This is a genomic window from Caulobacter sp. HJHS_5, from assembly GCF_056683955.1.
Genome location: NZ_JBWZNC010000006.1, coordinates 147,219 through 171,380 on the forward strand (window position 1 = coordinate 147,219; position 24,162 = coordinate 171,380).

Consider the following 24,162-nt stretch of genomic DNA (forward strand, 5'->3'; position numbering starts at 1 on the left):
CGAGCGGCGAATTCAGCATTCACCCTCACCCCTGCCCCTCTCCCATCAAGGGAGAGGGAAGGTGAAGAACGTCACCGATCTTTCCGAGGCCGAAGCCGTCGAGGAGCTGGAGCGGCTCGCCGACGAGATGGCGGCGCACGACATCGCCTATCACCAGAACGACGCCCCCACGATCAGCGACGCCGACTACGACGCCCTGAAGCGGCGCAACGCCGAGCTCGAGGCCCGTTTCCCGCAGCATGTGCGCGACAACAGCCCGTCGCTGAAGGTCGGCGCCGCCGCCTCGTCGCAGTTCGCCCCCGTCGAGCACGGCGTGCCGATGCTCAGCCTCGACAACGCCTTCGCCGACGAGGACGTCACCGACTTCGCCGCCCGCGTGCGCCGCTTCCTGAAGCTGGGGCCGGATGACCACGTCGCCTTCACCGCCGAGCCCAAGATCGACGGCCTCTCCGCCTCGCTGCTCTATGTCGACGGCAAATTCGTGCGCGGCGCCACCCGCGGGGACGGCCGCACGGGCGAGGACATCACCGCCAACCTGCGCACCTTGAAGCAGATTCCCGCCAGGCTTGAGGGGACCGGCTGGCCCAGCCGCATCGAAATCCGCGGCGAGGTCTATGCCCCCGTCGCCGAGTTCGAGGCCTTCAACGCCGCCGCGCTCGAAGCCGGCGAGGCGACCAAGGCCAACCCCCGCAACTTCGCCGCCGGCTCCCTGCGCCAGAAGAACCCCGAGGTCACCGCCAAGCGCCCGCTGCGCTTCTTCGCCTACGCCTGGGGCGAGACCAGCGCCGACTTCGCCGAGACCCAGTGGGAGGCCCTGGCCAAGCTGAAATCCTGGGGCTTCACCACCAACGACCGCTCGCGGCGCGTGGAAGACGCCGAAGGCCTGCTGGAGGTCTATCGCAGCATCGGCGCCGAGCGCTCGCAGCTGCCCTATGACATCGACGGCGTGGTCTACAAGGTCGACCGGCTGGACTGGCAGCGCCGCCTCGGCTTCGTTTCCCGCTCGCCGCGCTGGGCCATCGCCCACAAGTTCCCCGCCCAGCAGGCCACGACCACCCTGGAAGCCATCGACATCCAGGTGGGCCGCACCGGCACGCTCACCCCCGTCGCGCGGCTGCATCCGGTCACGGTCGGCGGCGTGGTCGTCCGCAACGCCACCCTGCACAACGCCGACGAGATCGAGCGCAAGGACATCCGCATCGGCGATGTCGTGACGCTTCAGCGGGCCGGCGACGTGATCCCGCAGATCCTCGGCCCAGTGAACGCCGACCCGGACCGCCCTCTGCCCAAGTACGACTTCCCCCACGTCTGCGTCTGCCCGCTGAAGACGCCGGTGGTGCAGGAGACGACGGCCGGCGGAGCCACCACCGTGGCCCGCCGCTGCACCGGCGAGTTCGCCTGTCCGTTCCAGAAGATCCGCCACCTGATCCACTTCGTCGCCCGCCGCGCCTTCGACATCGAGGGCCTGGGGATCAAGCAGCTCGAAGCGTTCCTCGAGGAAGGCTGGATCAAGGAGCCGGCCGACATCTTCCGCCTGACGCGCGACGAGGCCCGCCTGCAGGCCCTGCGCGAGCGGGACGGTTACGGCGAGACCTCCGTCGCCAACCTGATCGCCGGCATCGACGCCCGCCGAACCATCAGCCTCGACCGCTTCCTGATCGCCCTCGGCATCCGCGACATCGGCGAGACCACCGCCCTGCACCTGGCGCGCGCCTTCGACAGCTTCAAGGCGTTGGAAGATGCGGTGCTGAAGGCCTCGCAGCAGTCGCCGAGCCCGGCTTTCGTCGAGTTGTCGGAATTGCCCGGCCTCGGCCCCAAGGCCCGCGATCATCTGCTTTCCCTGACGCTCGCCGCCGATCCCTGGCCCGACGCGCCGATGGCGACCAAGATCGATCACGCCTGCGCCGGGTTGAACGCCCCCGCGCGCCGCGCCCTGATCGAACGCTACGAGACGTGGGACGATTTCGCCGCCGCGATCCGCGAGGCCGCCGCCGGCCAGCCGGGCGAGGATTTCCTGGCCCTGTCGGCCATCGACGGCGTCGGCCCCGTCGCCGCCCAGTCGATCGCCGCCTTCTTCCGCGAGCCGCACAACCGCGCCCTGGTCGAAGCCCTGGTCGGCGAACTCACCGAGATCGTCCCGCTGCCGAAGGCCAAGACCGACACCGCCATCGCGGGCAAGACCGTGGTCTTCACCGGCGCCCTTGAACGCATGACCCGCGACGAAGCCAAGGCCCAGGCCGAATCCCTCGGCGCCAAGGCGGCGGGCTCCGTCTCCAAGAAGACCGACTACCTCGTCGCCGGCCCGGGCGCAGGCTCCAAGCTCAAGGAGGCCGAGAAGCACGGCGTCACGGTGCTGACCGAGGACGAATGGCTGGCGATGATCGGGGCGTAGCGCCGCTTCTCAAGGGTTGAGCGCAAGGCGGGGCGCTCCGTGAGGTCGAGGATTCCGCCTCAAGGTTTCCCGGCTTGCGGGGCCTGCGGCCCTGAAGCATTGTTCGCCAAAATAACTATGGGGGGAGAGCACCTATGAAGCTTCGCACGATGATGATCGCCGGCTCGGCCCTGGCGCTGACCGCGGGCGCCGCCCTGGCGCAGGGCGCGCCTGGCGCCCCGCCCGCCGGCGGCCCGCCGCGCGCCGGCGCTCCGGGCGGTCCCGGCGGCGCTCCGGCCGGTCCGCGCCCGCCGCGCGCCCCGACCCCTGCCGAGTACATCGATCGCGCCAAGGCCCGGGGCCCGGCCTACGACCTGGCGGTCGAGGCGGCCCTGGAATCGATCAACTTCTGCAAGTCCAAGGGCCAGGACATCTCGGTCCAGGTCACCGACTCGGCCAATGAGCCGGTGGTGCTGATCACCCCGAACGCCGCCGGCATGCGCTCGCTGCGCCTGCTGAAGCCCAAGGCCAAGTCGGTCTACCGCACCGGCAAGTCCAGCTCGCAGACCCGCGGCCTGTCGGCCAACGACCCGGTGCTGGCCTTCTGGGGCGCCGAGGACGGCGCGACCCTGTTCCCGGGCGCCGTTCCGATCTTCGTCGGCAACGACATGATCGGCGCGATCACCGTCTCGGGCAGCCAGATCAACAACGACGAGGAATGCGCCCAGGCCGGCCTGACCAAGGTCCAGTCGCGCCTGAAGTAAGCGCTTCGGCTTAGGCGAATACGAAAACGGCCGGTCCCACGACCGGCCGTTTTTCTTTTGCGCAGCCAACAATCACCTCATCCTGAGGTGCGAGCGGAGCGAGCCTCGAAGGAGGCTCCAGCCGGACTCCGCGCCTGCCATCGATCCTTCGAGGCCCGCTTGCGCGGGCGCCTCAGGATGAGGTCCGAGGTTGGATGCCCCTCAAAGCGCCGCGCACACCTCTCCCAGCCACGCCTTCACCTCCGCCCCCACCAGCGGTCCTATCTCCCGCAGCACCCGCGCGTGATAGGCGTCCATCTGCGCGCGCTCCTCGGCTGTCAGCAAACCCACCTCGATCAGCCGCCGATCGATCGGCGCCAGCGTCAGGGTCTCGAAGCCCAGCATCGGCCGCTCGCCGTCGGCGATGTCGGCCGGCGCCGTCACGTACTGCAGGTTCTCGATGCGGATGCCGTAGGCGCCGGCCTTGTAGTAGCCGGGCTCGTTGGAGACGATCATCCCCGGCCGCAGGGCGATGGCGTTCGGCGCCTTGGAGATGCGCTGCGGGCCTTCGTGGACGCCCAGGTAGCTGCCCACTCCGTGGCCTGTGCCGTGGTCGTAGTCGAGGCCGTGCATCCACAGCGCCGCGCGGGCCAGGGCGTCCAGCGCCGAGCCGGTGGTCCCGGCTGGGAAGCGGATGCGGGCCAGGGCGAGGTGCCCCTTCAGCACCAGGGTGAAGCGCTGGCGCATCTCGGCGCTCGGCTCGCCGATGGCCACGGTGCGGGTCACGTCGGTGGTGCCGTCGAGGTATTGGGCGCCGCTGTCGACCAGCAGCAGGGAGCCGCTCTCGGTGCGCTTGTTCAGCCGCTCGGTCGGCCGGTAGTGGACGATGGCCCCGTTGGAGGCGGCGCCGGCGATGGTGTCGAACGACAGGTCCTTCAGGGCGCCGGTGGCCTCGCGGAAGCCTTCCAGCCTTTCCACCACGCTCATCTCGTCCGGCAGGTTGCTCTGCGCATCGGTGGCCAGCCAGTGCAGGAAGTTGGCCAGGGCCGCGCCGTCGCGCACATGCGCCTTGCGCGCGCCTTCGATCTCCACCGCGTTCTTGGCGGCCCGGGGAAGGGCCACCGGATCGGCCGCCCGCACCACCTCGGCGCCGGCCTGGGCCAGCAGGTCGAAGTACCAGGCCGACGACTGGGCCGGGTCGACCGCCACGCGCTTTCCGGCCAGGCCGCGCAGGGCGGCGGGCAGGGCGTCCGGCGCCTCGACTCCCACCTCGTTGCCCAGCCAGGCCGGCAGGTCGTCGCTCACCTTGGCCGGATCGAGGAACAGGGTCGCCGTGCCGTCCTTGGCGAGGATCGCCTGCGACAGCGCCAGCGGCTTGCGGATCACGTCGTCGCCGCGGATGTTGAACAGCCAGGCTGTCGAGGCCGGGTCGCTGATCACGGCCGCGTCCAGGCCCTCCCTGCGCAGGCCCTCGGCGAGGCGCGCGCGCTTGTCGGCCGAGGCCTCCCCGGCGAACTCCAGCGGATGGGGCGTGGCCTGGCTCATCGGCTGCCCCGGGCGGGCTTCGCCCCAGGCGGCGTCGAGCGGGTTGTCGGAGACCGGCTTCAGCACGGCGCCCACGCGTTCGGCCGCGCGACGCAGCGGGGCCAGGGCTTCCGGGCTGTGCAGCTTGGGATCGTAGCCGATGGTCCAACCGGCCTTGGCGGCGTCTTCGAGATAGGCCGCCGGGCCGCCCTCCACCAGGTCGCGGATCTCGAACAGGCCCGCGTCGACCTGATCGCGCACCTGCAGGGTGTAGCGGCCGTCCACGAACACGGCGGCCTTGTCCCTCAGGATCACCGCCGCCCCGGCCGAGCCGGTGAAGCCGGTCGCCCAGGCGAGACGGTCGTTGGCCTCGGGCAGATATTCGTTCTGGTGCTCGTCCTCGTGCGGCACGAGGAAGCCGTCCAGCCCCTGCGCCGCCATCGCCTGGCGGATCAGCGGCACGTGCCTGGGCCCGAAGGACGGATCGGTGGTCTCGTTGAAGGTCTGGCGCATGGGAGAGATTTAAGGTCGCGGCCCCACCCCAAACAACCCCGCTCATCCCCGCGAAAGCGGGGACCCAGGCTTTTTCTGCCAGAGACGGCGCATTCGATAAAAAACCTAGGCCCCCGCCTACGCGGGGGTGAGCGGAATCTTTCCTACTGCGCGGGCGTCAGCGGCTGGGTTGCCTGCGGCGGTTCGGCGGCGATCCGGTCGCTGGCGTCCTGGGCCGCGTCGGCCACGTTGGCGGCGGCCTGATCGGCGGAGTTCCGGGCGTCGGCGGCGGCCTGTTGAGTCGCGGCGGCGGCGCGCTCGGCGGCGATCTGGGCGTTCATCGCCGCCTGGGCGCCGGACGACGACTGGCCTTCCACCTGGCCCTGCATTCGCCCCTGCTCAAGCGCATTGGCGATCTGCGCCTGGGTGGCGTCCGGCGATCGGCTGCTGACCATGAAGCCGATGGCGATGATGGCCAGGGCCGCCACGATGGCGGCCACCACCCAGCCGGTGGCGCCGCCCGTCGCGCGGTCGACCACCACGCGGGTTTCACGGGTTGGCCCAGAGCGGTCTTGGGGAGTAGGGGCGTCGGACATCTTCAGTTCCTCGCGTTCAAGTCGAAAACGCCAGGAAAACCCCCGCAGTTCCGGGCCTAGGGGCGAACAAGCACCAGCGCGGCCCAGGCGTCGCGGTGGATGCGACGCTGCAGCCGGAAGCCGCGCGAGCGGTAGGCGGCGAACACCATCCGCTCCTGGGTGCGCAGCAGGCCCGAGAGGATCACATGGCCGCCGGGCCTGGTGGCCCGCTTGATCTGCTCGGCCAGATGGATCAGCGGCCGGGCCAGGATGTTGGCGAACACCAGGTCGTAGGGCGCGTCGGCGCGCACCAGGGTGTGGCTGAGGCCGGAGGCGTGGACGAAGCGCGCGTCGGCGCGGTTCACCTTGGCGTTCTCGCGGCTGATGCGCACGCTCGGCCGGTCGATGTCGGTGCCGACGGCGATCTTCGAGCCGGTGCGGGCCGCCGCGATGGCCAGCAGGCCGGTGCCGGCCCCGACGTCCAGCACCTTGGGGAAGCGGTGGGCCTTCAGCAGCTCGTCGAAGGCCAGCAGGCAGCCCACCGTCGTGCCGTGGTGGCCGGTGCCGAAGGCGGCGCCCGCCTCGATGCGCAGGTTGACGGTGCTGGCCGGGGTGCGGCCCCGGTCGTGCATGCCGTAGACGAAGAAGCGGCCCGCGCGCACCGGCGGCAGGCCGGACAGGGCCATGGCCAGCCAGTCGGCGTCGGCCAGCGCTTCGACCGTGACGCGCAACGCGGGGAAGGCGGCCAGCGCCGACTTCAGCCCCTCGACCTCATCGTCCGACGTCGGGAAGGCGTCGATGCGCCAGACGTCGTGGTCTTCGTCCTCCTCGAGGATCGAATAGGTGGCGCCCTCCAGGGCGGCGTCGGAGTCGATGGCTTCGGCGGCGGCCTCGGCTACGGCGCGGGGGCCACGGGCGACGATCTGAAAGGCTTGGTCGGTCATGCGCCCCCTCTAATGCGATGGCGCGGCGGGTGGAAGCGCCTCGCCTCTCAGGAGAGGTTTCGCGCGGCGCGCTCCCGCCAGGGACGCAGGCGCCATGCGCCGCCGCCGAACTGTTGCAAACTGTGTCTATTGCGAACTCGGGGGACTCCTTGGCTCAGGTCGGCGTCACATCTTTTGCGACTCCCGCCCAGCGGGGAGGGCCGCTGGATTTGTTGCGGTTCGCGGCGGCGATTTTCATCGTCCTCTACCATTACGCCGCCGCCGCGCCCGTCGATGTCACGCGCCTGCATCCGGCGCTGACCCGCGGATACCTCGCCACCGATTTCTTCCTGATGCTGTCGGGCTACGTCCTGGCCAAGGGCTACGGTCGGCGGTTGCAGGAGGGGCGGACCACGGCGGTGGAGGTCGTGACGCGGCGGCTGCGTCGCATCTGGCCCGGCCATGCGGTGATGATGGTCACCTTCCTCGTCTTCGTCCTGGCCGCCGCCGCCATCGGCCAGGCGCCGAACCGGCCCATGGACTACCAGCCCGCCGATTTCCTGGCGCAACTGTTCCTCGTCCAGGCATGGGGCGCGCCGGTCGGGACGGGGTGGAACTTTCCCACCTGGTCGCTTTCGGCGTTGTTCGTCTGTTACGCGGCGTTTCCCTTCGCATGGCGTCTGGCGGCGCGCGCCCCGGCCGCCGGCGTAGTCGCCGTCGGGCTCCTGCTGGTGATGGCGGCGGACGCCTGGGCCGAGGCGGCGCTCGGCGGCCCGATGTTCCAGCTGCCTTACTTCCTGGGCGTGGTGCGCGCCCTGCCGCTGTTTCTTTTCGGACTGGGCCTGGCGCGCGTGACCGACGATCTTCCGCTGCCGCGAGGTTGGGCGGGCCCGGTCGGAATCCTGGCGTTGACGGGTCTGATCGCGCTGCAGGCGGTCGTGCGGAGCGATCTGGTCAGCATGGCGCTGATCGGGCTGGTGATCGTGGCCTGCGGTTCGGTCCGCCAGCCGCGCGGCTCAAAGGTCGTCGCCTACCTGGCCCAGCTCTCGTTCTCGCTGTTCCTGACCCACATCCTGACCTCGGCGATCTGGTTCAACGTCACGGAGCGGCTGTTCGACGGCGCGCCGGTCGCGCTGCGCTGGGCCGCCTGGGCGGCCTCGATCCCGGCGGCCCTGGCCGTCGCCGCCCTGTTCCACCACCTCATCGACCAGCCGCTGCAGTCGGCGATCGCCATGATTGTCCGCAACGGTCGCGAACGGCGGGCCGCCCCGCGCGCGGCGGCGAAACAGCCCGCCGCCTAGAGCGCGCCAGGGTTAAGTGTGCGCGGTTAACCCGCCCAGGCGCGCTCTAAGCATTAGAAGGTAGAGCCTTTTTCAACGGGCCAGATTTTCCATCTGGCCCTAAAGGCTCTAGCGATTCAACGCAGGGCGGCGACGGCCGCGCGGCCGATGTCGGCGATCGCCTTGTCCCGACCCGCCTCGTCCAGGGTCGCGCCGCTGAGGAAGGCGACGACGGTCAGTTGGCGGCCGTCCTTCAGGGTGTAGACCCCGACGTCGTTGGTCGCGAGGTTGCGGCCCAGCACCGTCCAGCCCGTGCCCGGCTTGTGCGCCAACCGCGCGCCCGCGGGCGTCGCCGCCGCCAGCCTACCCGGCGCGCGCGGCGTGTCGGTCATCAGCTTCAGCAGGCGGTCGGTGGCGGCGGGGGAAAGCAGCAGGCCGCCGGCCAGGCCGTCGAGCCAGTCCATCATCCCGGACGGCGTGGCGGTGTCGCGCGGATCGATCAGGAAGGCGTCGGCCGCCTCCCGCTTGCGCGCGTCCGGCACGCCGGTCATCGCCTGAACGAAGGCCTCGCCCTTCCAGGCGGCCCGGAAGGATGCGAGGCCCACGCTCTCCGGCTGCAATTCGCGCTCGTAGCGGTCGACCCGCAGCCCCTCGCTGCCCTTGGCCTCCAGCCAGGCCGTCAGCACGCCGGGACCGCCGATCCGCTTCAGCAGGATGTCGGCGGCGGTGTTGTCGCTGTCGCTCACCGCGCGAACCAGCAGGTCGTCCAGGCTGTAGCGCGTCGTTCCCGGCCAGGCGTCGGCCACCGGGCTGTGGCCGGGTGAGAGGTCGATGTCGCGCACCTCCACGGTCTCGGACAGCGAAAGCCGCCCGCGCTCGGCTTCGGACAGCACCGCCGCGCCCAGCATCGCCTTGAACACGCTGCCCATGGGAAACGAGCGGGTGGCGTTGAAGCTGTAGACATCGCCCCCGCGCGACGCACCGATGGCCACGCCCAGCACCCCGGGCTCGCAGCGCCGGGCGATCTCGGGAATCTCGCGGCGCAGGCGCTCGACATCGAGGTCGTGGCCTTCGCCGCGGCTGAGCTTGCTCTCGCGTCCGCATGCCGCCAGCAGGGCCAGGGGCGCGCCCAATACCGTCCGTCGCAGCATTCCGACCTCCTGCCGTCACCTACTAGGCGGGTTGTCCCCGGCGCGCATCGTGGTCTAACCCATCGCCATGTCCAACGCCGCTCCGCCCTGCGTGATCCTGTCCTCGCCGCAGCTTGCCGAAAACATCGGCGCCGTGGCCCGCGTGATGGCGAACTTCGGCCTCCATGACCTGCGCCTCGTCACCCCGCGCGACGGCTGGCCGCAGGATCGGGCGTGGGCCAGCGCCTCGGGGGCCGACTGGCCGCTCGACAACGCCAGGGTGTTCGACAGCGTCGCCGAGGCCGTCGCTGATCTGAAACTGGTCTACGCCACCACCGCCCGCCCGCGCGAAACCCAACTGCCGGTGATCACCCCGCGCGAGGCCGCCGCCGCCGCCAGCGAGGCCGTCGCCGAGGGCCAGTCTGTCGGCCTGCTGTTCGGCGGCGAACGCGCGGGGTTGGAGACGGCCGACATCGCGCTGTGCCAGGCCATCGTCACCATCCCGGTCGATGAGCGCTTCCGCTCGCTGAACCTCGCCCAGGCCGTGGCCCTCAACGCCTACGAATGGCGGATGACGGTCAACGCCGCCCCGCGCGAGGCCTTCGCCCAGAACATGCTGCCGCCGGCCGACCAGTCGGCCCTGCTCGGGCTTTACGAACACCTGGAAGGCCAGCTCGACGACGCCGGCTTCTTCCACCCGCCGGAAAAGCGGCCGTCGATGATCCGCAACCTCCGCGTCCTGCTCGCCCGCTCGCGCCTCACCGACCAGGAGGTGCGCACCCTGCGGGGCGTCGTCACCGCCCTGTCGAAAGGCCGTGGCCAGGTGCTCAACAAGCTGGCCGCCAAGGCCGCCTCCAACAAGGAATCCGCCGAATGAAGACCCGCGCCGCCGTCGCCTTCGAGGCCAAGAAGCCGCTGGAGATCGTCGAGGTCGACCTGGAGGGGCCCAAGGCCTTCGAGGTGCTGGTCGAGATCAAGGCCACGGGCATCTGCCACACCGACGCCTACACCCTCGACGGTCTGGATTCGGAAGGCATCTTCCCCTCGATCCTCGGCCACGAGGGCGCGGGCGTGGTGGTCGAGGTCGGGCCGGGCGTCACCACCCTGAAGCCGGGCGATCACGTGATCCCGCTCTACACGCCCGAATGCCGCCAGTGCAAAAGCTGCCTGTCGCGCAAGACCAACCTCTGCACCTCGATCCGCGCCACTCAGGGCAAGGGCCTGATGCCCGACGGCACGAGCCGCTTCTCCTACAAGGGCCAGTCGATCGCCCACTACATGGGCTGCTCCACCTTCTCGAACTACACGGTCCTGCCCGAGATCGCCCTGGCCAAGATTCGCCCGGACGCCCCCTTCGATAAGGCCTGCTACATCGGCTGCGGCGTCACCACCGGCGTCGGCGCGGTGACCAACACCGCCCAGGTCGAGCCCGGCGCCAACGCCATCGTCTTCGGCCTCGGCGGCATCGGCCTCAACGTCATCCAGGGCCTGAAGATGGTCGGGGCCGACAAGATCGTCGGCGTCGACATCAACGACGGCAAGGAAGAATGGGGCCGCCGCTTCGGCATGACCCACTTCGTGAACCCTTCGAAGGTCGAGGGCGACCTCGTGCAGCACCTGGTGGCCCTCACCGACGGCGGCGCCGACTACACCTTCGACTGCACGGGCAACACCAACGTCATGCGCACGGCGCTGGAAGCCTGCCATCGCGGCTGGGGCCAGAGCATCATCATCGGCGTGGCCGAGGCCGGCAAGGAGATCGCCACCCGCCCGTTCCAGTTGGTCACCGGCCGCGTCTGGAAAGGCAGCGCCTTCGGCGGCGCCCGCGGCCGCACCGACGTGCCGAAGATCGTCGACTGGTACATGGACGGCAAGATCGAGATCGACCCGATGATCACCCACGTCCTGCCGCTGGAAGACATCAACAAGGCCTTCGACCTGATGCATGCAGGCGAAAGCATTCGCTCCGTGGTGGTGTTCTAGATTTCACTTGGTTCATCCCGACGAAAGTCGGGACCCAGGCTTTTTCTGATGCTCGAGGCCTAACCGATTGGTCGTGCTTGAGACGCAGCGCCCTTCGATAACAAACCTGGGTCCCGACTTTCGTCGGGATGAACCGAATGAGGAGCGCCATGTCTGTTGAGGTGAGAGCCACTCATCGCACCCACGGCGGCACGCTGCGCTACTGCCAGCACGACAGCGCCGCCACCGGCACGCCCATGCGCTTCTCCATCTGGACGCCCGATGGCGAAGGCCCGTTCCCCTGGCTGATCTGGCTCTCTGGCCTCACCTGCACCGAGGACAACTTCACCACCAAGGCCGGCGCCTACGAGCACGCCGCGAAACACCGCCTGGCCATCGTCGCACCCGACACCAGCCCGCGAGGGGAGGGGGTCGCCAACGACGAGGCCTACGATCTCGGCCAGGGCGCCGGCTTCTACGTCGACGCCACGGAAGAGCCCTGGGCGGCCCATTTCCAGATGGAGACCTACGTCACCCGCGACCTGATCGCGGCGGCGAAGGAAGTCGCTCCGCTCGACGACGCCCGGCTCGGCGTCTTCGGCCACTCGATGGGCGGCCATGGCGCCCTGACCCTCGCGCTGCGGCATCCCAGCCTGTTCCGCTCGGTCTCGGCCTTCGCGCCCATCGTCTCGCCGATGCACTGCCCCTGGGGCGAGAAGGCCTTCACCGCCTACTTCGGCCAGGACCACCGCCGCTGGGCCGACCACGACGCCTGCGCCCTGATCCGCGCCGGCGATGACGTGACCTTCGACGACATCCTGATCGACCAGGGCCTCGACGACAGCTTCCTCGAAAGCCAGCTGAAGCCCGAACTGATCGAGCAGGCCGCCGCCGACGCCGGCGCCAAGGTCACCGTCCGCCGCCAGCCCGGCTACGACCACAGCTACTTCTTCATCGCCACCTTCATCGGCGACCACATCGCCTGGCATGCGGGGCGGCTTTAGTGGCGTCCATCGAGGTGAATCCCGACCGCGTCCGCGAGTTCGAGGACGCCGAGGCCTTCTACAAATGGCTGGGCGAGCACCATGCCCGCGAGCCGGAGGTCTGGATCAAGATCCACAAGAAGGGCTCGGGCCTGACGTCGATCGATCCGAAGCAGGCCATCGACGTGGTGCTCTGCTGGGGCTGGATCGACGCCGTGCGCAAGAGCTTCGACGAGAACAGCTTCCTCCAGCGCTACACCCCGCGCGGCCGCAAAAGCATCTGGAGCCGGATCAATATCGACAACGTCGCCCGCCTGATCGCGGAGGGGCGGATGACGCCCCACGGCCTTCGCGAGGTCGAGGCCGCCAAGGCCGACGGGCGCTGGGACCGGGCCTACGGCGGCGGCAAGGATTTCAAGATTCCCGACGATCTGCAGGCCGCCATCGACGCCAGCCCCAAAGCCCGGGCCTTCCTGCCGACCCTGACCGCGCAGAACCGCTTCGCCCTGGCCTTCCGCACTCACAACATGAAGACCGAGGCCGGCCGCAGGAAGAAGATCGAGACCTTCGTCGCCATGCTCGAACGCGGCGAGACGATCCACCCGCAGAAGGCCCGGTAGGGCGACCTCGAGCCTGCGGTCCGGCTTGGTCATAAAACTCTACATATGTCGCTTGCTCTCTGCGGCTATATATGTAGAGTTTTGATCGTGGCTCGCTCGCTAAACATCTCTCCACAGACCCGCCGACTGCTGGCGGCCCTGCTCGACCAGCCCCAGGTCTGGCGGCATGGCTATGATCTGTCGAAGCTCACGGGGCTGAAATCGGGGACCCTCTATCCCATCCTCATGCGCCTCTCGGAACAGGGGCTACTAGAGGCCGAGTGGCGCGAGCCGCTGCGCGTCGGGCGACCGGCGCGCCACGTCTACCGCCTCAGCGCGAGCGGTCTAACCCTGGCCAAGGCACAAGCGGCCGAGGCCGCCGTCACGCTGTCGGCGGCGCGGGAGGTTCTGGCTTGAGGCGCGAATTCGCAAAGACCCTGATGAGCGCGGTCGCCCGGATCATGCCGCGCGACAGGCGGGTCTGGGCGCAGGCTATGGCGCGAGAGTTGGACGAAATCGAGAATGATGGCGAAGCCCTGAACTGGGCGACCGGCGCCCTGATGACCGCCTCGTTGGAACGCGGCCTGCCGGTGTTGGTGATCGCTGGGCGTCTGGCCGTCGCGGCGCTGACCTTGGTTTATGCGCTGTACCATCTCGCTATGGCCAAGAACGGCGCGGCCATGGTGTTCTTCGGCCAGCCGGACGCTTACCGCGATGAGCTCATCAAGTTTGGATATCTCGAAGCCGCCGCATCTCGCCTCGCGTGGCGGCCTTGGGTCATGCTGTTCATGTTCGCCATGGGTCTCAGCCATCTCGGCGCGGCCGTTTTCCTGGCGTGGTGGCGCCCGCGGGCCTTCGCTGTCTTCTCCACGGCGGCCGTCATCACCACCCTGTTCGTTTCGTTGCGGGGCGGGCTCGCCGCCATGCACGGCTACGGCCCGGTGTTCTGGTACGCGCAGACCCTCCTGGCTCTGTTGATGATCGGCGCCGCGATGCTGCTGGCCCGGCTGGATCGACGACGGTCCGTTCCCGCGCCCTGATCGGCGCCGAACCACGCTCACATCCTTGGGAGACGACCGATGCAGGCGCGCCAAGCCGCCCTGGGCCTTGCCCTATGCCTTTCCCTGGTGACGTGCGGCGCCGCCCGGGCGGCCGCGCCCATGCTTGGGCGCGGGATCGACGCCACCGCCATCGATCCCGGCGTCCCCATGTGTCGCAACTTCTATCGCCACGCCTGCGGCGGCTTCATCGCCGGCACGCCGGTGGACGAGCGAACGCCCTACGTCAGCCTCGCCGACCGCCGCTTCGAGGCCAACCTGCAGCAGACGCTGGGTGGCATCTTCCAACCCGGACCGGCCGCCGACGTCGATGTCCGCCGCCTGGCGGCCTTCTACCAAGCCTGCGCGGCCTCGACCTCGGGGGCGGACGCCGCCGACATGGCGCTGATCCAGCAGTGGATGCAGCGGATCGCCGAGGTCGAAACCCGGCGCGACCTCGCGCCGCTGATGCGCGATTTGGCCGCCATCGGCGTCGACCCTTTCATCACCTACGGTGGCCGTGCAGACCTCAATAACGTCACCCGCTATCGCGGCGAGCTGCACAACACGCGCCTATGGGCCGACCGCGCGGCCATCGAGCAGGCGTTCGCCGCTGTCGGCGCACCCACCCAGGCCGGTGAGGCGCAGGCGGTGTCGGATATGGTCGTCCGCCTCAACAGGGCGGCGACACCGCGTTACGACTTCAAGCGCAGCCAGAATCCGATGACCGCGCGCGAAGCGGCGGCGCTGGCCCCCGCTTTCGACTGGACCGGCTACTTCGCGGCCGTTGGGATCGATCCCGGCCAGACGATAAACGTCACATCGCCGGCCTATCTGCGCGCCATGGACGCCGAACTGGCGACGGCCGATGTTGCCGTCCTGAAGGCCTATCTGCGCTGGACATTCCTCTTCTCCCTGCGCGGCGAGCTGCCCCGCCGCTTCGACGCCGTTTTCAGCGCCGCGCCGCCCCCCGCGCGGCCCAGCCTCGATCCCGTCCAGCGCTGCCGCGACGCCACCGTCCGCGCCCTCGGCGTTGAATTCTCACGCGAGCTGTCGCGCCGGGCTTTGACGCGCGAAAAACGCAACTCGGCCCAAACCCTCGCGGAGAGCATTCGCGCGGCGGCGGTGAAGTTCGTGGTGCAGACGCCATGGCTCAGCCCATCCGGCAGTCGCGCGACCGCCGACAAACTGGCGGCCACGGATTTGAAGATCGGCTATCCAGATCGTTGGCCGGCGACCGGAACCTTCGAGATCGGGTCGAACGCCTTCCTTGAGACGGTGCTGGCGGCGCGCCGGTTTGAGCAGACCCGCGAATGGCGGCGCGCCCACGAACAGCGCTCGCGGCGCGACTGGGAGTTCAAGGTCGACCCCTGGGTTGGGGAGGGGATGGCCGCCGCGCGCCTGGCCCTGCCCAACGGCTACCCGGACGCCTTCACCAACTCCCTGCTGGTCACTGCTGCCTATCTGCTGCCGCCGAGGTTCGACGGTCAGGCCCCACTCGAGGTGCTTTACGGGACCTTCGGCGCCATGTTCGGCCACGAACTGGTCCATGTCGCCCAGACCTACGAGTTCGACCGGGACGGGCGCCTCGCCGATCTCTGGAGCGCCGTCGACATCGCCGCGGCGGATAAAGCGGACCAATGCCTGATCCAGGAAGCCGCCGCCTTCGGCGCGGAGGAGGGGCTGCCGGTCGATCCCTCACGCCAGGTCTACGAGAACATGGCCGACTTCGGCGGCGTGCGCCTGGCCTACGCCGCGCTCGCCCAGCGCTTGGGGGCGAAGATTTCGCGCGCCGACGCATCGGGAACGACCCCGGCGACGCGCTTCTTCTACGCCTACGCCCAGAGCTACTGCATGGCCGAAACGGAAGCATATCGGCGCAGCAGCGCGGCGAGCGACGGTCACGGCCCGGCGGAGTTCCGCGTCAACGCGGCCCTCGCCAACCTCCCGGCCTTCGCCGAGGCGTTCGGCTGCGATGCCGGCTCGCCGATGACCAGGCCTGCAGGCCGGCAGTGCCGCGTCTGGTAGCGGCCGCCGCCTATCCCCGCGCGATCAACTGCTTCAGCAGGCTCTTCGGCGCCACCGCGCGATAGCTCTCGTCGATCCAATCCTTGAACAGGGGAAGATCGATGTCGCCGTCGGCCGGCTTGGCGCTCACCCAGCCGCTCTTGCCCAGGCCATAGCCGGTCTTCTCCGCCCACGGCCGCTCCAGCGCTTCCGGCCCGGTGAACGGCAGCTTGCAGGTGATCGAGAACGGCTGGCCCGGTCCGCTGAGGAAGGCGAAGGTCTTGCCCTTCACCGCCAGGTCCAGATGCTCCGGCCAGGGGCTCTTCAGCTCGGCGCCGGGATAGGTCAGTCCGAACTCGCGCAGGGCGTCGGCGGGGCTCAAGGGGCTGCTCCGGTTGACTTTCAGGCGCGAGCCTATCATACACCGCGCCTTCCACGTCGCCGGGCTCGCTCGGGGGCGCTGGAGTGCATGACGGGTGATCCGGACGCCGCCGTTGAGATCGCCTTCCCACTGACGGGGAGGCCGGGCTGGATCGAATATGAGAGTGACTTATGTCCAAGCGCCATAGCGCCAAGTACAAGATCGACCGCCGCATGGGTGAGAACCTGTGGGGCCGTCCCAAGTCCCCGGTCAACCAGCGTTCCTACGGCCCGGGCCAGCACGGCCAGCGCCGCAAGAGCAAGGTGTCGGACTTCGGCCTGCAGCTGCGCGCCAAGCAGAAGCTGAAGGGCTACTACGGCAACCTGACCGAGAAGCAGTTCTCGCGCACCTACGAGGAAGCCGCGCGCCGCAAGGGCAACACGGCCGAGAGCCTGATCGCCCTGCTGGAAAGCCGTCTGGACGCGGTGGTCTACCGCGCCAAGTTCGTGCCGACCGTGTTCGCCGCCCGCCAGTTCGTGAACCACGGCCACGTGACCGTGAACGGCAAGCGCGTGAACATCGCCTCGTACCGCGTGAAGGCCGGCGACGTGGTCGCCGTGCGTGAGCGCAGCCGCAACATGGCCCTGGTGCTCGAAGCCATCCAGTCGGCCGAACGCGACGTCCCGGACTACATCCAGATGGACGGCAAGGGCCTCTCGGCCACCTTCGTCCGCGCCCCGGAACTGGCCGAAGTGCCGTACGCGGTGAAGATGGAACCGAACCTCGTGGTCGAATACTACGCCTCGTAAGACGCGTTTCGATCCTCGGATCTCGCGAAGGCCCCGGAGAAATCCGGGGCCTTTTTGCTTTTCACAAGCTTGGCAATGATTTGTCGCGCCATGCGCCTTGAAAGCGCCGCCGGCGATTGCAGATTTCAGGCGTCCACGACGATGAAGAGACGCCCATGCCCCTGCTGATGTGCCCCAACGACAACGCCCCGATGCAGATCCTCCAGCGCGGCGGGGTCGAGTTCGACATGTGCCCCACCTGCCGGGGCGTCTGGCTCGATCGCGGCGAGCTTGAAAAGCTGATGGCGATCAGCGCCGACAACACCGACCGCCCGGTCGCCCAGCCCTGGCGGCAGGACGCCGCGCGCGAGGCGCAGGCGCGGTTCGAAAACGCCAAGCGCTACGACGACGACCGCAAGCGCTACGACGAGCGCTACGACCAGCACGGCCGCTCCAGGAAAAAGGGCGGCTTCGACCTGTTCGATATCTTCGACTGACCTAATCGAACCCCTCTCCCTCGAAGGGGGAGGGGCAGGGGTGGGGGTGTTCGCACTGAGGAACGGCCCATTCGCTAGGGGCGCTGCCCTTTTTGAGCCTGTCCGGGCCAGCCCTGCGCTCGCTCCCTTCCCCGACCGTTGGCTTCGCCTCGCTTCGCGGTCCCCCATCCAGGGGGGAGGGAGCGAAAATGGAAACACCACAATTCCGGCGCCGTGATACCTGACTGCCTCTCCGGAATCGGACCGGTGCGGAAACGCCGCGTTCATCCGTCCACGAGGGGTATCCGCTTAACGATGGCCGTCACCGCAGCCTGGCTTCGCCGCAGATGGCGCGTCCTGGCGATCATGTTTCTCGCGGTCGTCGCCGCGCTCGCCGGTGGGGCCGCGTGGCGCCACGCCAACCCGCCGCAGCGCGTGATTGCGACATCGGCGCCTGTGCCTGTCGAGCCGTCTCGCGTCGATTACGCGCGGTTCGATGCGCGGATCGGCCGGCTGATGCTTGAGCCGGACATGGTGGGCCTGGCCGTCGCCACGGTGGAGCGGGGCAAGACGCGATTCATCAAGGGCTACGGCGTCACCCTGGCGGGCTCGACCGATCCGGTGACGCCCGACACGGTCTTCCGCTGGGCCTCGCTCTCCAAGGCCGTCGCCTCCGCCCTGATCGTGAAGCTGACGGAGGAAGGGCGGATGTCTCTCGACGCGCCCCTGCGCTCGTTCAGCACCACCCTGACCCTGCCCGGCGACGCCACCCGCGTCACCGTCGCCGACGTCCTGTCCCACCGCCTCGGCCTGCCCCACAACGCCTGGGACGACCGGCTGGAGGCCGGAGAAGATCCGAAAAACCTGCGCGCCCTCATGGGCGGAATCCCCCAGGCCTGCCCGCCGGGGACCTGCCACGCCTACCAGAACGTCGCCTTCGACACCGCCAGCGAGATCGTCGAGCACGTGTCCGGCCAGCCCTACGCCGACGCCGCCCGCCAGCGCCTGTTCGCGCCGCTCGGCATGACCAGCGCCACCATCGGCCGGGCCGGGCTGCAGGCCTCGGCCAGCTGGGCGCGGCCCCACCGCTACCGCAAGACGCCGACCACCGTGCAGGAGCCCTACTACCGCGTACCGGCCGCCGGCGGCGTGAACAGCTCGATCCGCGACCTCAATCGCTGGATGCTGGCCCAGATGGGCGAGGCGCCCCAGGTGCTGTCGCCCGCCGCCCTGGAGACCCTGCACCAGAGCCGGGTGCTGACCCCGCCGCGCGGCCGCCGCGCGCCGGGCGATCCCACCGACGACGCCTATGGCCTGGGCTGGCGCAACTTCACCTTCGACGGTCATCACCTGGTCGGCCATCGCGGATCCGTCGACGGCTATGTGTCGCTCATCCTGTTCGATCCCATCGACAAGAGCGGCATCGTGATGCTGTGGAACGCCAACACCTTCCAGCCCGCGCGCCTGGAATACGAGTTCTTCGACAGCCTCTACGGCCTCCCGTTCACCGACCGGATGCGGCTGGACGAGTAGGGCGGAGACCAATGGCGGCCGTAAGGGTCTTCGTCATCCTGAGCGGCGCGCAGCGCCAGTCGAAGGACGCAGGGCGCATCGGCTTCGAACTGGTAAAGTCTTGGATAGAGCAGGCATCGGTCAGGCCGTGCGTCCCCTTCGACGCCGCCTGCGGCGTCGCTCAGGACAAGCTTCGACTGTCCGCTCGCGGACGCTCAGGATGACGCAGTGGTTTGCCTGTCGGCGTCGTGTCCACTTTCTCCGGCCCCGTAACAACACTCAGTGCGGAGTAAGCCTCCTCACCACCCCGCCGCCTTCGGTCCATACTCCCACGTCCAAGGCGCGCCCGTCTCCCCGATCAGAAACCGCACCAGCCCCGGATAGGCCGGTTCCGCCCGCACGTCGTTCGCCAGCAGCACTACGCACCGTCGCCCGCGCTCGACGCACACCATCGTGTTGCCGGTGATGTCGTCGTGGCCGCCCTTGTAGAAGCCGTGGCCCTGCGGCCCGTCGAACACCACCACGCCCAGCCCGGCGGCCAGATCGGCCCGCCGCTCGGCGGGCGGCGCCTCGGGGCTGAACGAGGGGAACTGGGTCGGGGTGTTGATCGCCAGCTGGCGCTTGACCATCTCGGCGCGGGAAGCGGGGCTCAGCCCATCGCCGCGCACCAGGCCGGCGGCGAAGCGGGCCATGTCGGCGATGGTGGTGTCCATCGAGCCGGCCGCGCGGGTCTTGCTGCGTTCGTCGTGCGGATGCGGCGCGCCCTTGTCGTCCCAGCCATCGGCCAGGTTGGCGGCGAAGGCCGGCCGCCACATCACGTCGGTGTCGGCCATGCCGAAGCGGTCGAACACCCGGCGCTGCATCTCCGCCCGCAGGTCGAGCCCGAGCCCGCGCTCGATGCCGAATTGCAGCAGCATCATGCCGGTGCCGGAATAGGCGTACCGCTCGCCCGGCTGGAAGTGGATGCGCAGCTTCTGGTCCGGCTCGTCCCACCAGAAGTTGGGGAAGCCCGTGCTGTGGGTCAGCGTCATGCGCGGCGTGATCGCGCGCCAGCGCTCGTCCGAGGCCAGGTCGCCCCAGCGGGAATAGCGGTCGATGTCCTCCTCGCTGGCGTAGCTGGGCAGCGGCTGCGGCAGCATCGCGGCGACCGGCTTGTCGAGGTCGAGCTTCTTTTCGTCGACCAACTGCATCACCGTATAGGCGACCACCGTCTTGGTCAGCGACGCGCCGTACATCACCGTCCGGTCGGTCAGCGGCTCGCCTTTGGCGTTGCGCTGGCCATAGGCGCGCACAAACACCGGCTGGCCGTCCTCGATCACCGCCACGGCCAGACCCTTGGCGCCGCTCTTGGCCATGGCCTCGGCGACACGCGCGTCGATCGCGCCGGGGGAGGGCGCGGCCAGGGCGGGCGCCGCCATCAGCAGCGTCGCGGCGAAGGCGGTGAGACGGAAGAGGGTCATGGAGCGGGACAGTAAGACAGGGTCCAGCGCCTGCAATCCCTTCATGATCCCTTCCCCATCCAGGGGGAAAGGGGAATGGAGCGTCTTTCCCAATGCGTCACCTTGTGGCGGAGTGGCGGCATGAACCGCCGCGGCTTTCTGTTCTGCGCCGGCGCCCTGGCCCTGGCCGGCTGCGCGTCCCAGCCCCTCCCGCCGAGGGCTTCGCCCGCCTCCGCCCCGGTGGAGCCCGCCGGCCTGGAAGCCCTCTATTCGGTCACCGCTGGCCGCGACGGCCTGGTCATTCGCGCCGCCTCGAACGGCTGCACCCGCAAGGAGGACTTCGTCTTCTATGTGGAGCGGAAAGGCCTGACCCCGACCCTGGCCTTCGCCCGACGCCGGCTCGACGTCTGCCGAAGCTTCGCGGCCGCCCACGCGGATCTGACCTTCGCCTGGAGCGAACTCGGCCTGTCGCCGAACGGCGACTTCGTGCTGCTCAATCCGCTGACGGCTCAGCCCGGTCCATAGCCGCCCGGTCGGCGGCGAACAGCTCGACCATCCAGGCGGGTATGCGCGTCGGCCGCCGGGTCGCCGGGTCGAGCAGGCACCAGGTCGAGACCGTCTGGGCGCACATCGCCCCGTCCGGGCCGTCGATGCGCACATGGCGGATGAAGCGGGGGCCGGAGGCCTCGCCCACCCAGGTGCGGGCGGTCGCGGTCTCGTTCAGCATCAGCGGGCGGCGGTAGTCGACCTCGTGGCGCAGCACCACCCACGCCTGGTTGGCGGCTTCCTCGGGCGGCGTGCGCGACCGCCAGTGGGCGATGGCGATGTCCTGCGCCCAGCGCAGATAGACCACGTTGTTCACGTGGCCGTTCTCGTCGATGTCGCCCGGCGTCGGAACGCAGGCGAGGGTGAAGGCTCCGGGCGGCGCCTCGAGCGGCTTCATTACGCCGCCAGCAGGCCCTTCTCGGCCAGCAGGCTCTTCAGCTCGCCGGTGGTGAACATCTCGCGGACGATGTCCGAGCCGCCCAGGAACTCGCCCTGGACGTACAGCTGCGGGATGGTCGGCCAGTCGGTGTAGCTCTTCACGCCCTGGCGCAGGTCGTCGCTCTGCAGCACGTCGACGCCGACGAAATCGACGCCAAGGTGGTCGAGGATCTGCACGCACACTGCCGAGAAGCCGCAGCGCGGCTGTTCCGGCACGCCTTTCATGAACAGCACCACCGGGTTTTCGGCCACGGTGTTGGCGATGAAGTCGTGAACTTCGCTGGTCGCGGCGACGTCGGTCATGGAACGGTCCTCAGATCGGACCCATGAGCTAGGCGCCCGACCGCCGCGGGTCAAGCCGCCTCAGGCCCGGCGGCGGCTCTCGCTGGGCGGCGAGGTCCCGAAACGCGCCATTTCCACCTGGGCGCTGAGCCCGCCGGGCACGTCGCGGTCGGCGGCGCTGGCCGCCGCGGCGATGCGGGCGGCGTTGGCGCTGGCGAAGCGGATGGTCGAGACGCCAGGCTCGGTCAGCACATAGCCGACGCAGATCTGCTCGGCGGTCCAGCCGGGCGTGTCGTGCATGAAGTCGTAGCTGCCGGTCGGGGCGTAGACCGGCTTGCTGAAGAAACCGCGCTTTTGCGGGGGCGGCGGCAGCGCCTTCAGCACCACCTCCGGGCAGGCGTCTTCGACGACGATGGCCATGCCCGAACCGCTTAGCTGGCGGATCAGGTTGCGGTGCGTCACCGGCGAGGTGAGGTTGTAGTCCACGGCGACGGCGTCGATCGCGCCGCGATAGGCCAGGCGTTCGACGCGCGAGCAATGCGCCACGCCGACATGCCGCGCGATGGCCCGCAGCTCCTGAATCCCCTGCACCTCCAGCTCGCCCATCGACTCCAGGCCGGGCCCCTCCAGCATCAGGCAGTCGAGCAACTCGACGCCGACAAGTTCGGCGACCTCCGCCGCCTTGCGCAGCACCTGCTGGCGGGCGAGGTCTTCCGCGGCGACCGAGCAGCGCAGGGTGACGAAGCAGAGGCCGCTCTCGACGCTCTGCAAGGCCTCGGCGAGGCCGGCCATGATGGCGGGGCTGGCGTCCGGCGATAGCTCGAAGGCGTTGATGCCGCTCTCGAGCCCGGCGAAAACCACCCCGCGCCAGTCGGCGGCGCGGGCCTTGCCGGGCGTGTCCTTGAGGGTGAGCGTCACGGTCGAGACCGCCCGCTCGGAGCGGCCGAAGCTGCGATAGCGCATGCTCAGCTGTCCGGGGCTGCGGTTTCGAGGGCCAGGGCGTGCAACACGCCGCCCAGCACATCGGCCAGGGCGCGGTTGACGAGCTGGTGCTGGCGCACGCGCGGCAGGCCGCGGAAGGCCTCCGAGACGATGCGCGCCTTGTAGTGGTCGCCATCGCCCGCCAGGTCGGTGATCGCGATGTCAGCGTCCGGGAAGGCGGCGCGCAGGCGGGCTTCCAGGTCGGTGGCGGCGAGGGGCAAGGCAGGCTCCGGACAGGCTGTTGCGTCGAGGATTACGCACAATGCTTAAGATCAGGCTTAGCGCGTCGCCCGGCGCCGACTTCAGATGGCGCCCGAGAAGGTGTCGCACACCGCCGGATCGCCCCGCTCGTAGCCGCGGGTGAACCACTTCATCCGCTGGGCGCTGGTGCCGTGGGTGAAGCTGTCGGGCACGACGCGGCCCTGGCCCTTGCTCTGGATGGCGTCGTCGCCCACCGCCGCCGCCGCGCCCAGGCCGTCTTGGATGTCGGCCTGGTTGATGACGATGCCGCCGCCGGAGGTTTCGCCCGCATGGGCGGCCCAGACGCCGGCGTAGCAGTCGGCCTGCAGTTCGAGCCTCACCGAGCCGCTGTTGGCGCCCTGCCGGTCGCCGCCGACCCTTTCCATCTGGCCGGTCAGCTTCTGCACGTGGTGGCCCACCTCATGGGCGATCACATAGGCGCGCGCGAACTCGCCCTTCGCCCCGAAGCGGCTCTCCAGGTCGTTCCAGAACGAGAGGTCGAGATACACCTTCTCGTCGTTCGGACAGTAGAACGGCCCCATGGCCGATTGCCCCAGGCCGCAGCCCGTGCCGGTCGACTGGTCGTAGACCACGGCCGCCGCCGGGCGGTGGTAGTTCTGGCCCGAGCTGCGGAACAGCGGCGTCCAGACCTCCGTCGTCGATTGCTCGATCACGTCCACGAACTGGGCGGCCTGGTCCTGCGGCGTCCCGCGCGCGCCTTCCTGCTGCTCGGCCTGGCCCTGCTGGCCCTGCACGACGCCGAGGGTGGTGCTCGGATCGATGCCGAAGACGAAATAGCCGACCAGCGCCAGGATGATCCCGCCCGCGCCGATGCCGCCGACGCCCACGGGGCCGAGGCCCCGGCGGTCCTCGATGTTGCCGCCCCGGCGGCCCCCCTCCCATTTCATCGGCTGTTCCTTCTCAGTTCGCCGACTGCACGGCGCGGATACGGGCATTGCTGCGCGCCAGGGCCTCCTGCTGCAACTGCAGAATGCGTTCGTCGTCGGCGGCCTGCTGCTCCGCCAGGGCGGACAACGCTTGATCGGCCAGATTGTCGCTTGGCGCGATGGTGAAAGGATCGGGCTGGGGCGGGGTGGTCGCGATGCGCGACGGAAGCGCCAGATCCGCCGGCCCCTCGGCGCGCAGTCGGTCGAGCGCGGCCAGGGTCTCGCGCGCGACGCCTTCGGCGAGTTGCGGCGTCGCGGAAGGCGTCTCCGCCTGTACGGCGTCCAGATCGGGCGTCTGGGCCCGCGCGACGCTCACGGCGCAGGCCAGGGCCGAGGTGACGATGAAAAGCGCGCGCGCCATGGGCGCGAAACGCATGGCGCCGCTTCGCGTTGCCTCGATGTGTGGCGCCTCGCGGCTCTCCCCTTGTTTTTCCATGTGTTTCGACTTCGTGAGAACAGTTTGCAGGCCACGAAATGCTGTTGGCGCGCCGCGTTCCCCCGAGGCAGGCCTCCGCACCCTCGAAGG

General features: G+C 69.5%; 26 protein-coding genes. 14 read left to right on the forward strand and 12 right to left on the reverse strand.

Translation table 11 applies throughout. From position 1 onward, the window contains the following. The first annotated feature begins 61 nt into the window (after positions 1-61). A complete protein-coding gene (gene ligA, locus ACFLIT_RS13000) occupies positions 62-2,392 on the forward strand; it encodes an NAD-dependent DNA ligase LigA (RefSeq protein WP_479911672.1) in 2,331 nt (776 codons plus the stop codon). A 134-nt stretch (positions 2,393-2,526) separates the two neighbouring features. Next, positions 2,527-3,135, forward strand: coding sequence for a heme-binding protein (locus tag ACFLIT_RS13005; protein ID WP_479911673.1), 609 nt, complete (start codon positions 2,527-2,529; stop codon positions 3,133-3,135). Positions 3,136-3,336: 201 nt separating this feature from the next. On the opposite strand, the gene ACFLIT_RS13010 is transcribed toward ACFLIT_RS13005, so the two are convergent. The 3 genes from ACFLIT_RS13010 to ACFLIT_RS13020 form a co-directional block, all read right to left on the reverse strand. Beyond that, positions 3,337-5,151: an aminopeptidase P family protein gene (locus ACFLIT_RS13010; RefSeq protein WP_479911674.1), complete on the reverse strand. Its 1,815-nt coding sequence runs from the start codon at positions 5,149-5,151 to the stop codon at positions 3,337-3,339. A 143-nt stretch (positions 5,152-5,294) separates the two neighbouring features. Beyond that, positions 5,295-5,726: a hypothetical protein gene (locus tag ACFLIT_RS13015; protein WP_479911675.1), complete on the reverse strand. Its 432-nt coding sequence runs from the start codon at positions 5,724-5,726 to the stop codon at positions 5,295-5,297. Between the two features lie 56 nt (positions 5,727-5,782). Continuing rightward, positions 5,783-6,649, reverse strand: coding sequence for a 50S ribosomal protein L11 methyltransferase (locus ACFLIT_RS13020; RefSeq protein WP_479911676.1), 867 nt, complete (start codon positions 6,647-6,649; stop codon positions 5,783-5,785). Positions 6,650-6,858: 209 nt separating this feature from the next. Between ACFLIT_RS13020 and ACFLIT_RS13025 the strand changes: the two genes are divergently transcribed. Beyond that, positions 6,859-7,929: an acyltransferase family protein gene (locus tag ACFLIT_RS13025; protein ID WP_479911677.1), complete on the forward strand. Its 1,071-nt coding sequence runs from the start codon at positions 6,859-6,861 to the stop codon at positions 7,927-7,929. 116 nt (positions 7,930-8,045) lie between these two features. On the opposite strand, the gene bla is transcribed toward ACFLIT_RS13025, so the two are convergent. Then, the gene (gene bla / locus ACFLIT_RS13030; protein WP_479911678.1) at positions 8,046-9,059 is read right to left on the reverse strand and encodes a class A beta-lactamase; all 1,014 of its coding nucleotides are present in this window, start codon (positions 9,057-9,059) and stop codon (positions 8,046-8,048) included. A 67-nt stretch (positions 9,060-9,126) separates the two neighbouring features. On the opposite strand from bla, the gene ACFLIT_RS13035 reads away from it, so the two are divergent. The 7 genes from ACFLIT_RS13035 (at position 9,127) to ACFLIT_RS13065 (ending at position 15,647) form a co-directional block, all read left to right on the forward strand. Then, positions 9,127-9,915 carry an RNA methyltransferase gene (locus ACFLIT_RS13035; RefSeq protein WP_479911679.1) on the forward strand — a complete coding sequence of 263 codons (789 nt, stop codon included), beginning with the start codon at positions 9,127-9,129 and terminating at the stop codon, positions 9,913-9,915. After that, entirely contained in the window at positions 9,912-11,021 is a 1,110-nt protein-coding gene (locus ACFLIT_RS13040; RefSeq protein WP_479911680.1) for an S-(hydroxymethyl)glutathione dehydrogenase/class III alcohol dehydrogenase, read from the forward strand. The genes ACFLIT_RS13035 and ACFLIT_RS13040 overlap by 4 nt, the downstream gene beginning before the upstream one ends. Before the next feature lie 149 nt (positions 11,022-11,170). Then, entirely contained in the window at positions 11,171-12,004 is an 834-nt protein-coding gene (gene fghA / locus ACFLIT_RS13045) for an S-formylglutathione hydrolase (protein ID WP_479911681.1), read from the forward strand. Beyond that, a complete protein-coding gene (locus ACFLIT_RS13050; RefSeq protein WP_479911682.1) occupies positions 12,004-12,603 on the forward strand; it encodes a YdeI/OmpD-associated family protein in 600 nt (199 codons plus the stop codon). Before fghA ends, ACFLIT_RS13050 begins: the two co-directional genes overlap by 1 nt. Before the next feature lie 87 nt (positions 12,604-12,690). Beyond that, positions 12,691-12,999, forward strand: coding sequence for a PadR family transcriptional regulator (locus ACFLIT_RS13055; protein WP_479911683.1), 309 nt, complete (start codon positions 12,691-12,693; stop codon positions 12,997-12,999). Between the two features lie 23 nt (positions 13,000-13,022). Next, positions 13,023-13,622: a hypothetical protein gene (locus ACFLIT_RS13060; RefSeq protein ID WP_479911684.1), complete on the forward strand. Its 600-nt coding sequence runs from the start codon at positions 13,023-13,025 to the stop codon at positions 13,620-13,622. 39 nt (positions 13,623-13,661) lie between these two features. Further along, on the forward strand, positions 13,662-15,647 hold the full coding sequence (locus ACFLIT_RS13065) for a M13 family metallopeptidase (protein WP_479911685.1): 1,986 nt from the start codon (positions 13,662-13,664) through the stop codon (positions 15,645-15,647). Positions 15,648-15,657: 10 nt separating this feature from the next. On the opposite strand, the gene ACFLIT_RS13070 is transcribed toward ACFLIT_RS13065, so the two are convergent. Then, positions 15,658-16,008 carry an MmcQ/YjbR family DNA-binding protein gene (locus ACFLIT_RS13070; protein WP_479911686.1) on the reverse strand — a complete coding sequence of 117 codons (351 nt, stop codon included), beginning with the start codon at positions 16,006-16,008 and terminating at the stop codon, positions 15,658-15,660. Between the two features lie 170 nt (positions 16,009-16,178). Between ACFLIT_RS13070 and rpsD the strand changes: the two genes are divergently transcribed. From rpsD to ACFLIT_RS13085, 3 genes are all read left to right on the forward strand, one after another. After that, positions 16,179-16,796 (forward strand): 30S ribosomal protein S4, encoded by a 618-nt coding sequence (gene rpsD, locus ACFLIT_RS13075; RefSeq protein ID WP_479911687.1) that lies wholly within the window; start codon positions 16,179-16,181, stop codon positions 16,794-16,796. 155 nt (positions 16,797-16,951) lie between these two features. Beyond that, entirely contained in the window at positions 16,952-17,272 is a 321-nt protein-coding gene (locus ACFLIT_RS13080; RefSeq protein WP_479911688.1) for a TFIIB-type zinc ribbon-containing protein, read from the forward strand. Positions 17,273-17,617: 345 nt separating this feature from the next. Beyond that, the gene (locus ACFLIT_RS13085; protein ID WP_479911689.1) at positions 17,618-18,784 is read left to right on the forward strand and encodes a serine hydrolase domain-containing protein; all 1,167 of its coding nucleotides are present in this window, start codon (positions 17,618-17,620) and stop codon (positions 18,782-18,784) included. Positions 18,785-19,062: 278 nt separating this feature from the next. Here the strand turns inward: ACFLIT_RS13085 and ACFLIT_RS13090 are convergent, their stop codons facing one another. Continuing rightward, positions 19,063-20,223 carry a serine hydrolase domain-containing protein gene (locus tag ACFLIT_RS13090; RefSeq protein WP_479911690.1) on the reverse strand — a complete coding sequence of 387 codons (1,161 nt, stop codon included), beginning with the start codon at positions 20,221-20,223 and terminating at the stop codon, positions 19,063-19,065. 120 nt (positions 20,224-20,343) lie between these two features. On the opposite strand from ACFLIT_RS13090, the gene ACFLIT_RS13095 reads away from it, so the two are divergent. Beyond that, complete coding sequence (locus tag ACFLIT_RS13095) at positions 20,344-20,727, forward strand: hypothetical protein (RefSeq protein WP_479911691.1); 384 nt, start codon at positions 20,344-20,346, stop codon at positions 20,725-20,727. Here ACFLIT_RS13095 and ACFLIT_RS13100 read toward each other — a convergent pair. The 6 genes from ACFLIT_RS13100 to ACFLIT_RS13125 all read right to left on the reverse strand — a co-directional run bounded on the left by ACFLIT_RS13100 (position 20,696) and on the right by ACFLIT_RS13125 (position 24,012). Further along, positions 20,696-21,145, reverse strand: coding sequence for an acyl-CoA thioesterase (locus ACFLIT_RS13100; protein ID WP_479911692.1), 450 nt, complete (start codon positions 21,143-21,145; stop codon positions 20,696-20,698). The two genes, ACFLIT_RS13095 and ACFLIT_RS13100, sit on opposite strands and share 32 nt — an antisense overlap. Beyond that, the gene (gene grxD / locus ACFLIT_RS13105; protein ID WP_479911693.1) at positions 21,145-21,489 is read right to left on the reverse strand and encodes a Grx4 family monothiol glutaredoxin; all 345 of its coding nucleotides are present in this window, start codon (positions 21,487-21,489) and stop codon (positions 21,145-21,147) included. The genes ACFLIT_RS13100 and grxD overlap by 1 nt, the downstream gene beginning before the upstream one ends. A 60-nt stretch (positions 21,490-21,549) precedes the next feature. Beyond that, positions 21,550-22,431 (reverse strand): aldo-keto reductase family protein, encoded by an 882-nt coding sequence (locus ACFLIT_RS13110; protein ID WP_479911694.1) that lies wholly within the window; start codon positions 22,429-22,431, stop codon positions 21,550-21,552. A 2-nt stretch (positions 22,432-22,433) separates the two neighbouring features. Next, positions 22,434-22,670: a BolA/IbaG family iron-sulfur metabolism protein gene (locus ACFLIT_RS13115; protein ID WP_479911695.1), complete on the reverse strand. Its 237-nt coding sequence runs from the start codon at positions 22,668-22,670 to the stop codon at positions 22,434-22,436. A gap of 81 nt (positions 22,671-22,751) precedes the next feature. Then, positions 22,752-23,597: a KPN_02809 family neutral zinc metallopeptidase gene (gene ypfJ / locus ACFLIT_RS13120; RefSeq protein ID WP_479911696.1), complete on the reverse strand. Its 846-nt coding sequence runs from the start codon at positions 23,595-23,597 to the stop codon at positions 22,752-22,754. A gap of 13 nt (positions 23,598-23,610) precedes the next feature. Beyond that, positions 23,611-24,012, reverse strand: coding sequence for a hypothetical protein (locus tag ACFLIT_RS13125; protein WP_479911697.1), 402 nt, complete (start codon positions 24,010-24,012; stop codon positions 23,611-23,613). Positions 24,013-24,162 lie beyond the last annotated feature (150 nt).